Below are 12234 nucleotides of genomic sequence, written 5' to 3'. Positions count from 1 at the left end.
GGCATGCCCCGAGATGCGATCCGACCACCACATCTTGTGGTCGAGCCGCCGCGCGGACCCCACCGGTCGGGCATGCCGACACGCCGTGGCGCGTTGTACACAGTGAACGGGATCCTTCTGTCCACACCTGTGGATGGTTCGTGCGGATCCGCGTCCTTCCGCGGTTCCACGGGCTCCGGCCTGTGGATGAACGGGGGAGGAACCGGTGGATAACTACACGGCTGTAACTACTACGTCTAGTGGGCTGACACCGGCCCGCCCCCTATATGTAGTATTGCTGAGCAGGTCGGAGCGAGAGCCCCACCGGCACCCAGAACTCACCCGGACCACCCTCCGACCCCGCCCGCATCGCGAGCCGCCGGTCGGGGAGCGGCACCGGGACACCCCCTCCGAAAGGCGACACCCATGGCTGTGACGGTCTACACCAAGCCCTCCTGCGTCCAGTGCACCGCGACGTACCGCGCCCTCGACAGCAAGGGCATCGACTACGAGGTGTTCGACCTCTCCGTGGACGAGAAGGCCCTCGAGGCCGTCAAGGCCCTCGGCTACCTCCAGGCGCCGGTCGTCATCACGGACGACGACCACTGGTCCGGCTTCCGCCCCGACAAGATCGCGACCCTCTGAGGCGCACGGACGGCGATCCGCGACGTCGTCGGCGGGCGCCGTAGCGCCGCTGCGGCTTCCTCCTCCGCCTTGCGGCTCACCGCGCAGCCGCCTCGGAGGCGGGACCGAGAACAGCAGCTGACGGGGAGAGGGGCCGAAGGATGAGCGGGCTCGTGTACTTCTCCAGCAGCTCGGGGAACACGCACCGGTTCATCGAGAAGCTCGGACGGCCGGCGCAGCGCATCCCGCTCCACGCCCGCCGCGACGGAGCCGCCCTCGACACGCTCCACGTCCACGAGCCGTACGTGCTCGTCCTCCCCACCTACGGCGGCGGCAACGGCGGAGGAGCGGTCCCCAAGCAGGTCATCCGGTTCCTCAACGATCCGTGCAACCGCTCCCTGATCCGCGGCGTCATCGGCGCCGGCAACACGAACTTCGGCGAGGCGTACTGCCTCGCCGGCGACATCATCGCCCGCAAGTGCGAGGTGCCGCACCTCTATCGATTCGAAGTATTCGGAACACCCGACGACGTCCGCGCCGTCGACGAAGGATTGGACACGTTTTGGACGCAGCAGTGATCGACGCTCCCCGCGACGCCGCACAGATGGACTACCACTCGCTCAACGCGATGCTGAACCTCTACGGCCCGAACGGAGAGATCCAGTTCGACAAGGACCGCGAGGCCGCTCGCGAGTTCTTCCTGCAGCACGTCAACCAGAACACGGTGTTCTTCCACACGCTCAAGGAGCGCCTCGACTACCTGGTCGAGAAGGAGTACTACGAGCAGGCCGTGCTCGACCAGTACTCGTTCGAGTTCATCCAGCAGCTCAACGACCTGGCGTACTCGAAGAAGTTCCGCTTCGCGACCTTCCTCGGCGCGTTCAAGTACTACACCTCGTACACGCTCAAGACGTTCGACGGGAAGCGCTACCTCGAGCGCTTCGAGGACCGCGTCGTGATGACTGCCCTCGGCCTCGCCCAGGGCGACGAGACGCTCGCGACCGCCCTCGTCGAGGAGATCGTCGCCGGCCGCTTCCAGCCCGCGACCCCGACCTTCCTCAACACAGGCAAGGCACAGCGCGGCGAGCTCGTCTCCTGCTTCCTGCTCCGCATCGAGGACAACATGGAGTCGATCGCCCGCGGCATCAACTCCGCGCTCCAGCTCTCCAAGCGCGGCGGCGGCGTCGCCCTCTCGCTCTCGAACATCCGCGAGGCCGGCGCCCCGATCAAGCAGATCGAGAACCAGTCCTCGGGCATCATCCCCGTGATGAAGCTCCTCGAGGACAGCTTCAGCTACGCCAACCAGCTCGGCGCGCGCCAGGGCGCGGGAGCGGTGTACCTCTCGGCGCACCACCCCGACATCCTCCGCTTCCTCGACACCAAGCGCGAGAACGCCGACGAGAAGATCCGCATCAAGACGCTCTCCCTCGGCGTCGTCGTGCCCGACATCACGTTCGAGCTCGCGAAGAACAACGAGGACATGTACCTCTTCTCGCCCTACGACGTCGAGCGCGTCTACGGCATCCCCTTCGGCGACATCTCCCTCTCGGAGAAGTACCGCGAGATGGTCGACGACCCGCGCATCAAGAAGACCAAGATCTCGGCGCGCGAGTTCTTCCAGACCATCGCCGAGATCCAGTTCGAGTCGGGCTACCCCTACATCGTGTTCGAGGACACGGTGAACCAGGCGAACCCGATCAAGGGCCGCATCAACATGTCCAACCTCTGCTCCGAGATCCTCCAGGTCAACACTCCGACGACCTACAACGAGGACCTCTCCTATGCGCAGATCGGCAAGGACATCTCCTGCAACCTCGGCTCGCTGAACATCGCGCTGACGATGGACTCGCCCGACTTCGGCCGCACCATCGAGACCGCGATCCGCGGCCTCACCTCGGTGTCCGACCAGTCGCACATCACCTCGGTCCGCTCGATCGAGGACGGCAACGACAAGTCGCACGCCATCGGCCTCGGCCAGATGAACCTGCACGGCTACCTCGCCCGCGAGCGGATCCACTACGGATCCGAGGAGGGCATCGACTTCACCAACATCTACTTCTACTCGGTGCTGTTCCACGCCCTGCGCGCCTCCAACAACCTCTCCATCGAGCGCGGCACCACCTTCGAGGGCTTCGCCGACTCGACGTACGCCTCGGGCGAGTTCTTCGACACCTACACCGAGAAGGAGTGGGCGCCGGCCACCGAGCGCGTCTCCCGCCTCTTCGCCGACTCGGGCATCGCGGTCCCCACCCGGGACGACTGGCGTGCGCTCAAGGCCTCGGTCATGGAGCACGGCATCTACAACCAGAACCTGCAGGCCGTCCCGCCGACCGGCTCGATCTCGTACATCAACAACTCGACGTCCTCGATCCACCCGATCGCGTCGAAGATCGAGATCCGCAAGGAGGGCAAGCTCGGCCGCGTCTACTACCCGGCGCCGTTCATGACGAACGACAACCTGGAGTACTACCAGGACGCGTACGAGATCGGCTACGAGAAGATCATCGACACCTACGCCGCGGCCACGCAGCACGTCGACCAGGGCCTCTCGCTCACGCTCTTCTTCAAGGACACGGCGACCACCCGCGACGTCAACCGCGCCCAGATCTACGCCTGGCGCAAGGGCATCAAGACGATCTACTACATCCGCATCCGTCAGCTGGCGCTCGAGGGCACCGAGCTCGACCAGTGCGTCTCGTGCATGCTCTAGAGCACGCAGCCCCACCCCCCTCCGCACGACCCATCCGCAGCAGCGAGAAGGAATCATGACTCCCCCCGAGAAGCTCAAGCTCGTCGACTCCGTCCAGGCGATCAACTGGAACCGGATCCAGGACGACAAGGACGTCGAGGTGTGGAACCGCCTCACGAGCAACTTCTGGCTGCCCGAGAAGGTCCCGCTGTCGAACGACATCCAGTCGTGGAACACGCTCACGCACCAGGAGCAGCAGCTCACCATGCGCGTGTTCACCGGGCTCACCCTGCTCGACACCGTGCAGGGCACCGTCGGCGCCGTCTCGCTCATCCCGGACGCGATCACGCCTCACGAGGAGGCCGTCTACACGAACATCGCGTTCATGGAGTCGGTCCACGCCAAGTCGTACTCCTCGGTGTTCTCGACCCTGTCGAACACCCAGGACATCGACGAGGCCTTCCGCTGGTCGATGGAGAACCCGAACCTGCAGAAGAAGGCGTCCATCGTGATGGACTACTACCGCGGCGACGACCCGCTGAAGCGGAAGGTCGCCTCCACGCTGCTGGAGTCGTTCCTCTTCTACTCGGGCTTCTACCTGCCGATGTACTGGTCCTCGCGCGCCAAGCTCACCAACACGGCCGACCTCGTGCGCCTGATCATCCGCGACGAGGCCGTGCACGGCTACTACATCGGCTACAAGTTCCAGAAGGGGCTCGAGCGGGTCGACCAGGCCAAGCGCGACGAGATCAAGGACTACACGTTCTCGCTGCTCTACGAGCTCTACGACAACGAGGCGCAGTACACGCAGGACCTCTACGACCAGCTCGGCCTGACCGAGGACGTCAAGAAGTTCCTGCACTACAACGCCAACAAGGCGCTGATGAACCTCGGCTACGAGCCGATGTTCCCCAAGCAGGTCACCGATGTGAACCCCGCGATCCTGTCGGCCCTCTCGCCCAACGCGGACGAGAACCACGACTTCTTCTCGGGCTCCGGCTCCTCCTACGTGATCGGCAAGGCCGTGAACACCGAGGACGAGGACTGGGACTTCTAGGCGTCGACACCACGTCCCGGCCTCCACGGCGAACGGCCCCTCCCCTCGCGGGTGAGGGGTCGTTCCCCGTCTCCGGGCGGCGGGCGGGCGCCGGGTCACCGCACCCGGCAAGGCGCCGCCCTGTCGCCGAGGCTCCGTCCTGCCGGCGGCGCCTCGGGCGGCACGTCGGTGTCTCGGCGGACGGGCCGGAGCGGCTGTCGTGGGCGCCGTCAAAGGGCCAGGCGCATCAGCACCCGGGGGAAGCCGCCGAGCACCGAGGTCGTGTCCGCGGCCTTCTCGAAGCCGGCGCGCTCGAACAGCGAGCGCGTGCCGACGTACGCCATCGTCAGGTCGACCTCCGTGCCGGCGTTGTCGACCGGGTAGCCCTCGATCGCCGGTGCCCCCTGCGATCGGGCGAACTCGACGGCGCCCTCGAGCAGCGGATGCGAGATCCCGCGCCCGCGGAAGCCGGGCCGCACGCGGAGGCACCACACGCTCCATGCGTCGAGGGCGTCCACGTGCGGGATGCGCCGGTTCGTCGCGTAGCTCGTGTCGGCCCGGGGGTGCACCGCCGCCCAGCCGACCACCTGGTCGCCGTCGTACGCGAGGACGCCGGGCGGAGGATCCTCCGCGACCAGCTCCCGCACCCGGGCGCCGCGAGCGGGACCGGCGAGAGCCCGGTTCTCGACGGAGGAGCGGAGCCGGTAGCTCAGGCACCAGCACACGCTCGCGTCGGGGCGCTTCGGGCCGACCATCGTCGCCAGGTCGTCGAAGACGGTGGCCGCGCGCACCTCGATCGTCATGGCGGCAGCCTTCCACCGTCGGGATACGCGGACAAGCCGTTCAGAACTCAGGACGAACGACGAAGGACTCCCTCCCCGCCGCGGAATCGGCGTCGCGGCACCACGTTCGTCCGGCATCCTCAACGCCCTCCGCCGATTCACCACTCCACCGGATGAATCGCACCAGCGCCCCCTGTTGGACGGCGCCCAGGCGGTGCGCCTACCGTGGACGAGGTATCCAACGAAGGAGCACTCCCTGTGAAGCACGTCCCCCTCGGCACCTCCGGTGTCGACTCCCCGAACGTCGTCCTCGGCCTCATGCGCATCCCCGAGATGAGCGACGAGGCGATCCGCGGCCTCGTCGGCGCCGCCCGCGACTCCGGCATCGACTTCTTCGACCACGCCGACGTGTACGGCGGCGAGCTGCACCGCTGCGAGGAGCGCTTCGCCGAGGCGATGGCGCTCACCCCGTCGGAGCGCGAGCAGGTCGTCCTGCAGACCAAGGCGGGCATCGTCCCGGACGGCCCCTACTTCGACTTCTCGTACGAGCATCTGATCGCCTCGGTCGAGGGCTCGCTGAAGGCGCTGCGCACCGACTACGTCGACGTGCTGCTCCTGCACCGGCCCGACGCGCTCGTCGAGCCCGATGAGGTGGCCCGCGCGTTCGACGAGCTGCACGCGTCCGGCAAGGTGAAGCACTTCGGCGTCTCGAACCAGACGCCGTACCAGATCGAGCTGCTGAAGAAGTCGCTGAACCAGCCGATCGTGGCGAACCAGCTGCAGCTCTCGATCACCCATGCGCCGCTGATCGCGCAGGGCGTCGCCTCCAACATGGTCGGCGAGGACCAGTCCGTCATGCGCGACGCCGGCATCCTCGACTACTGCCGCCTGAACGACATCACCGTGCAGGCCTGGTCGCCCTTCCAGGCGGGGTTCTTCACCGGCGTCTTCCTCGACAACCCGGCCTACCCCGAGCTGAACGCCGTCATCGACCGGCTCGCAGCGACGTACGGGGTCCCAGCGATCGCCGTGGCCACCGCCTGGATCACCCGCCACCCGGCGGGCATGCAGGTCGTGCTCGGCACGACCAACGAGCAGCGCGTGCGCGATGCGGCCCTCGGCTCCGATCTGCCGCTCACGCGGCCGGAGTGGTACGAGCTGTTCCGCGCGGCGGGCTACCTCGTCCCCTAGAGCTCCCACCCCGGAGGAAATGCGCGTCGGCGCAGAGAGGCACGGACTCCCCGGAGTCCGTGCCTCTTCCCGTCCCCGCGAGACGCCGGTCGTACGCCCGTCGCGGACCGAAGCGGCATCTCGCGGGGGAGGGGCGGGAATAGGAACGGCACCCCTGCGTTGAACTTGAGCGTAACCGACTCAACTTCCTCAGGAGGACAGGTGCCCGACAACTACAGCGAGGCCGGAGCGAGCTCGTTCGACGACTTCCTCGCCCGCTACCTCGACGGTGAGCGCGCCCGCGCGGCGCGGTCGATCGACCTCAGCCGATTCCTCACCGCCCGTACCCGCGACATCCTGCAGTCCGCAGGACGCTTCGCCCTCGAGCGCGGCCAGACCGAGCTCGACGCCCTGCACGTGCTCCGCGTGCTCATCGACGACGAGACCGTCTCGCAGGCCGTGCGCCGCATCGGCGTCGACCCCGCCGCCATCGCCACCGCCGCGGAGGCGCGCCTCCCGCAGGCCGACGAGGCCCACGCCTCGCAGAACGCGGCCACCATCACCCCCAGCGCGCAGCGCGCGCTGTTCCACGCCTACCAGGTCGCCCGCTCCAGCGGTTCGACCTACATCGAGCCCGAGCACCTCTTCTTCGCGCTCGTGCTCGGCCAGGACGCCCCCGCCGGGCAGGTCCTCGCCCACGCCGGCGTCACCGCCGAGGCCCTCACCCAGGGCATGCGCGAGACCGAGGCCCCGCAGCAGCAGGAGGCGGGACAGCCCGCCTCCGACACTCCGCTGCTCGACAAGTTCGGCACCGACCTCACCGCTCTCGCCCGCCAGGGCCGGCTCGACCCGGTCATCGGGCGCGCCGACGAGATCGAGCAGACCGTCGAGATCCTCAGCCGCCGCACCAAGAACAACCCGGTGCTCGTCGGCGAGGCCGGCGTCGGCAAGACCGCGATCGTCGAGGGCCTCGCCCGCGCGATCGTGGCGGAGGAGGTCCCCGAGCAGCTGCGCGGCAAGCGCGTGATCTCGCTCGACCTCCCCGGCATGCTGGCCGGCACCCGCTACCGCGGCGACTTCGAGGAGCGCCTCACCGGCACCATGGACGAGATCGCGGCGCACTCCGGCGAGCTGATCGTCTTCATCGACGAGGTCCACACCGTGGTCGGTGCGGGCGGCGGCGGCGAGGGCGGCATGGACGCGGGCAACATCCTCAAGCCGCGTCTGGCCCGGGGCGAGCTGCACCTCGTCGGCGCCACCACGCTCAAGGAGTACCGCACCATGGAGAAGGACCCGGCACTGGAGCGGCGCTTCCAGCCGGTCCGCGTCGGCGAGCCCGGCATCGAGGACGCGGTCGCCATCCTGCACGGCCTGCGCCCCGCCTACGAGGAGCACCACCGCGTGCGCTTCACGGACGAGGCACTCCGCGCCTCCGTCGAGCTCTCGGCCCGGTACCTCACCGACCGCGTGCTGCCCGACAAGGCGATCGACCTGATCGACCAGGCCGGCGCGCGCCTCCGCCTCCGCCTCGGATCCGGCGTCGACACCGGAGCTCTGCTCGAGCGTCTGGCGACCCTGGAGGCCGACAAGAACGCGGCCGTCTCGGCCGAGCACTACGAGGAGGCGTCCCGCGTCCGCGACGAGATCAGTGCCGTGCAGGCGGATCTCGACGCGGCCACCGGCAGCGCCCCCGCGGAGGCGGTCGTCGGCGAGACCGAGATCGCGGCCGTCATCGCCCGCGCCACCGGCATCCCGGTGTCGCGGCTCACGGAGGGGGAGCGTGAGCGCCTCGCGCACCTCGAGACCGAGCTGCACCAGCGGGTCATCGGCCAGGACGACGCGGTCACCGCTGTCGCCCGGGCCGTCCGCCGCAGCCGCACAGGCCTCGGCGACTCCTCGCGCCCGGTCGGCTCGTTCCTCTTCCTCGGCCCGACCGGTGTCGGCAAGACGGAGCTGGCGCGCACCCTCGCAGGCTCCCTCTTCGCCGACGAGCAGTCGGTCATCCGCTTCGACATGAGCGAGTTCGGCGAGCGTCACACGGTCTCGCGGCTGGTCGGCGCCCCTCCCGGGTACGTCGGCTACGACGAGGCCGGTCAGCTGACCGAGCGCGTGCGCCGGAACCCGTACTCGGTGGTCCTCTTCGACGAGATCGAGAAGGCGCACCCCGACGTGTTCAACCTGCTGCTGCAGGTGCTCGACGACGGGCGTCTGACCGACGGCCAGGGGCGGACGGTCGACTTCCGCAACACGGTGATCATCATGACCTCGAACCTCGGCTCGGAGTTCCTGGCCTCGCGGTCGGGTGCGCTCGGCTTCGTCGCTCAGAGCGATGCGTCGGCCGAGGGCTTCGCCTCGGACAAGGACCTGCGGGATCGCGTCATGGGCCGTCTCCGCGAGGCGATGCGCCCCGAGTTCCTCAACCGGATCGACGAGATCGTCCTGTTCCGCCGCCTCGGCCGCGAGCAGCTGCGGGAGATCGTCGGCATCGTCCTCGACACCACGCGCTCCCGCCTCGCTCCCCGCGAGGTGACGCTCGAGGTGACGGAGGCGGCCGTCGACTGGCTCGCCGAGAACGGCTACGAGCCGCAGTACGGCGCCCGGCCCCTGCGCCGCCTCGTCCAGCGCTCCATCGACGACCGGATCGCCGACCTGTTCGTCAGCGGCGAGGTCTCCGACGGAGGCGCTGTCCGCGTCGACGCCGTCGGCGGCGAGCTGCTGGTGACCTCGGCCGCCGCCCTCCCGCTGGCCGCGTAGCCGGTCCCGCTCCGACCCCCGTCCCTCATCCTCCCGCGAGAGACCGCTCGTGGCGACGGCACCGCCCGTCGTCGCGAGCGGCGCCCGCGGAGGGGGAGGGGCGGGGGTCTCCGCGTCCCCACGGCTTGCCACAGCGGTCCGGGCGGGATAGACACGAGAGCACGAGAACCGGAGGCACGATGTCGAACCCGCGCTACTACGACCCCGTGGGCAAGGCGGTCCGGGCGCTGCTCGTGCTGAGCCTCGTCTGCTTCGCCCTGGCGGTGGGCATGTTCGCCCTCGACATCGTCATGCCCGGCACCATGACGGACGAGCGACGGCCCTGGGCCGAGGCCAGCGGGGCGCTCGCCTCGTTCGGCGTGCTGGCCCTCATCGTCTACTTCGCGACCGTCGCGATCGTCGGCGCGATCCGGGGGCGCGGGCAGTAGCCCCGGCTCCGACGCCGTCGTCCGACAGGAACGCGTCCGGCCCGCGGGATCCGAGGATCCTCGCGGGCCGGACGCGTTCTCACGAGCCGTCAGGCGCCGGTCAGGGGCACTTCTTCGCGGTGATCGTCACCTTCAGCGTGGCGTCCGGAGCGACGGGGGAGCCGCCGGCCGGCTCCTGCCCGGTGACCTGGCCGGCGTCGGGCGCCTTCGGGTCCTCGGCGCAGGCGAGCGTGATCTTCGTGAAGCCGGCGGCGCCGAAGGCGTTCTTCGCGGCCTCCAGGTCCTGGCCCGTCACGTTCGGCACGGTCTTCTGGTTGCCGGAGCTGGTGAACACGGTGATCGCGGTGCCGCGCGGGGCCGAGCCCGACGGGTCGGCGCGGGTGACCGTCCCGACCGCGGCGTCGCTCGCCTCCGTGCCGCCCTGCACGACGCCGAAGCCGGCCGCCTCGAGCTTGGCCTCGGCGTCGGCGGAGGAGAGCCCGACGACATCCGGGATGTCGACCTTCGGGACGACCTGCAGCGAGCCGTCGGCCTCCGGGAACGCCGTCCCGCCGTACGTCGCGTCGGCGGCGCGCATGACGACCGGCCAGATGCGGTGGCGCGCGGTGGCGGCGGATCCGGAGTCGAAGGAGTAGCGGCCGAGGCGCAGGTTCGCGTCACCCTTCACGTTGAACACGCCGACGGCGGTCGCGACGCGGGTGCTCGCTCCGGTCATCCAGGTGGCCTTCGCGTCGTCGGTGGTGCCGGTCTTGCCGATCAGCGGAACGCCGTCGCCGGTGCGGGAGGCCACGGCCGTCCCTCCGCCGGTGAAGGTCGCCTGCAGCGCGACGGCCGCGGTGGCGGCGACGTTGCGGTCGATCGACTGGCGGCAGTTCGCCGGGGGCACCGGCTGGTCGGCTCCGGCGGAGTCGGTGATGCGGTCGATCGCGACGGGGTCGCAGGTCGTGCCGCCGGAGGCGATGGTGGCGAAGGCGCCGGCCATCGAGAGGGGCGAGACGTAGTTCGTGCCGAGCACCGACGACGGGTTGTGCTCGAGCTCCTCGCCGCTGCCCTGCTTCACGCCCATGTCGACCGCGGTGTCGCGGATGCCGCACAGGTCGAGCTCACGGGCCATGCCGACGAAGCCGGTGTTGAGGGAGGTCTTCGTGAAGGACACCGGGGTGCCGACCTCGCCGGTTCCGCCCTCGTCGTTCTTCGCGCTCGTCTCGTTGCTCGTGTCGGTGCCGCCGGAGACGCAGGAGTCCGTGAAGGTGCCCCAGGTGGACTTGCGCGTCCCGTCGACCGACTCGTTGATGCTGTGGCCCTCCTTCAGCCACTCCACCAGGGTGAAGAGCTTGTAGGTCGAGCCCGGCTGGATCCCGGAGGATCCGCCGTTGGCCCGATCGGTGCTGTAGTTCACGGCGCTGTAGGACGGGTCGGTCGTGAGGACGTCCGGATCCTGCGAGTACTTCTTGTTCTGCGTCATCGCGAGCACGCGCCCGGATCCGACCTCGACGCTGACGGAGACGGCTCCGACGTCGAAGTTCCAGGTCTGCGGGACCTGCGCGTCGACGGCGGCGACGGCCGCGTCCTGCAGGCCGACGTCGAGCGTCGTGTAGACGTCGAGGCCGCCGCGGCGGAAGTTGGTCCAGCGGGTGTCCTCGTCGGCGCCGAAGATCTCGTTGTTCTTCAGGACGTTGGTGACGTAGTCGCAGAAGAAGCCCGCGTTGCCCGCGGTCGAGCAGCCGGTGCTGGGCTGAGTGATGCGGGGCTCGATCGGAGCGGCGACGGCGGCGTCGTGGTCCTCCTGCGAGATCTTCCCCTCCTCGAGCATCTTGCCGATGATGTAGTCGCGGCGGTCCTTGTTGCGGGCGTAGCCGTTCGCGGCGCCGTTGTCCGGGTTGTCGGGCTGGTCGATCCGCAGGACGGCCGGGTTGTTGACGATCGCGATGAGGCTCGCGGCCTGGGCGATCGAGAGGTCCGCGGCCGAGGTCGCGTAGTAGTAGTTCGCGGCGGTCTCGAGGCCGTAGGTGGTGCCTCCGAAGAACGCGATGTTGAGGTAGCCCTGGAGGATCTGGTCCTTCGTGTACTGCTTCTCGAGCCCGATGGCGAGCTTCATCTCGCGGAGCTTGCGCTCGGGGGAGGTCCGGGTGGCCTCGTCGATCGCGGCCGCGCGCTCGGCGTCGTCCGAGATGTTGCGGACGGCCTTCTCGACGAGGACGTTCTTCACGTACTGCTGGGTGATCGAGGATCCGCCCTGCACGTCGTTGCCGAGCACGTAGGTCTGCGCGACGGCGCGGAGCGTGCCGGGGAGGTCGACTCCGCCGTGGTCGTAGAAGCGGGGGTCCTCACCCGAGACGGCGGCGTCCTTGGCGGCCTGGGCGATGCGGTCGAGCGGCACCTCGACGCGGTTCTCGACGTAGAAGGAGGCGAGCAGCTGCGGGCCGTCGGAGCCGGTCGCGTAGATGTTGCTCTTCTCGGAGAGCTTGTCGACCTCGAGGTAGTCGGGCAGGCCGTCGAAGACGCCGATCGACTGGTTCGCGGCGACTCCGGCGAGCGCCACAGCCGGGGTGACGGTGGCGGTCACGAGGACTCCGGCCACGACGCTCATGCCCAGGAAGCCCACGATCGCCTTGACCACACCACCGGTGGTCCTTCTGTCGGACGCCAAACCTTCTCCTTCGCGAATCCCCCCGGATGCTGCGACGACCGCGGCCGACGCCCTGCACGCTCCGTGCGGCAGGTCAACCTCGACAGACTAACCCGAGAGCCCCCGAAGACGAAGGCCCGGCC

General features: G+C 69.2%; 9 protein-coding genes. 7 read left to right on the top strand and 2 right to left on the bottom strand.

Annotation, left to right across the window (positions count from 1 at the left end):
* Positions 1 to 405: 405 nt before the first annotated feature.
* The 4 genes from nrdH to nrdF all read left to right on the top strand — a co-directional run bounded on the left by nrdH (position 406) and on the right by nrdF (position 4349).
* A complete protein-coding gene (gene nrdH / locus C5C36_RS10595; RefSeq protein WP_068255139.1) occupies positions 406 to 624 on the top strand; it encodes a glutaredoxin-like protein NrdH in 219 nt (72 codons plus the stop codon).
* Positions 625 to 764: 140 nt separating this feature from the next.
* Positions 765 to 1181, top strand: a complete 417-nt coding sequence (gene nrdI, locus C5C36_RS10590) for a class Ib ribonucleoside-diphosphate reductase assembly flavoprotein NrdI (protein ID WP_104224357.1) — start codon at positions 765 to 767, stop codon at positions 1179 to 1181.
* A gap of 26 nt (positions 1182 to 1207) precedes the next feature.
* Entirely contained in the window at positions 1208 to 3313 is a 2106-nt protein-coding gene (gene nrdE / locus C5C36_RS10585) for a class 1b ribonucleoside-diphosphate reductase subunit alpha (protein WP_104309726.1), read from the top strand.
* A 55-nt stretch (positions 3314 to 3368) separates the two neighbouring features.
* A complete protein-coding gene (gene nrdF / locus C5C36_RS10580; RefSeq protein ID WP_104224358.1) occupies positions 3369 to 4349 on the top strand; it encodes a class 1b ribonucleoside-diphosphate reductase subunit beta in 981 nt (326 codons plus the stop codon).
* A gap of 209 nt (positions 4350 to 4558) precedes the next feature.
* Here the strand turns inward: nrdF and C5C36_RS10575 are convergent, their stop codons facing one another.
* On the bottom strand, positions 4559 to 5131 hold the full coding sequence (locus tag C5C36_RS10575) for a GNAT family N-acetyltransferase (RefSeq protein WP_104309718.1): 573 nt from the start codon (positions 5129 to 5131) through the stop codon (positions 4559 to 4561).
* A 237-nt stretch (positions 5132 to 5368) separates the two neighbouring features.
* Here C5C36_RS10575 and C5C36_RS10570 point away from each other — a divergent pair, with 237 nt between their 5' ends.
* From C5C36_RS10570 to C5C36_RS10560, 3 genes are all read left to right on the top strand, one after another.
* Complete coding sequence (locus C5C36_RS10570; RefSeq protein WP_258059515.1) at positions 5369 to 6301, top strand: aldo/keto reductase family oxidoreductase; 933 nt, start codon at positions 5369 to 5371, stop codon at positions 6299 to 6301.
* Between the two features lie 201 nt (positions 6302 to 6502).
* Entirely contained in the window at positions 6503 to 9034 is a 2532-nt protein-coding gene (locus C5C36_RS10565; RefSeq protein WP_104309717.1) for an ATP-dependent Clp protease ATP-binding subunit, read from the top strand.
* A 179-nt stretch (positions 9035 to 9213) separates the two neighbouring features.
* The gene (locus tag C5C36_RS10560) at positions 9214 to 9462 is read left to right on the top strand and encodes a hypothetical protein (protein WP_104224361.1); all 249 of its coding nucleotides are present in this window, start codon (positions 9214 to 9216) and stop codon (positions 9460 to 9462) included.
* 100 nt (positions 9463 to 9562) lie between these two features.
* On the opposite strand, the gene C5C36_RS10555 is transcribed toward C5C36_RS10560, so the two are convergent.
* On the bottom strand, positions 9563 to 12112 hold the full coding sequence (locus C5C36_RS10555) for a transglycosylase domain-containing protein (RefSeq protein ID WP_258063707.1): 2550 nt from the start codon (positions 12110 to 12112) through the stop codon (positions 9563 to 9565).
* Positions 12113 to 12234: the final 122 nt, after the last annotated feature.

The organism is Rathayibacter sp. AY1G1 (assembly GCF_002932095.1).
Taxonomy (GTDB): Bacteria; Actinomycetota; Actinomycetes; order Actinomycetales; family Microbacteriaceae; genus Rathayibacter.
This window is presented reverse-complemented; position numbering and strand designations above follow the sequence as displayed.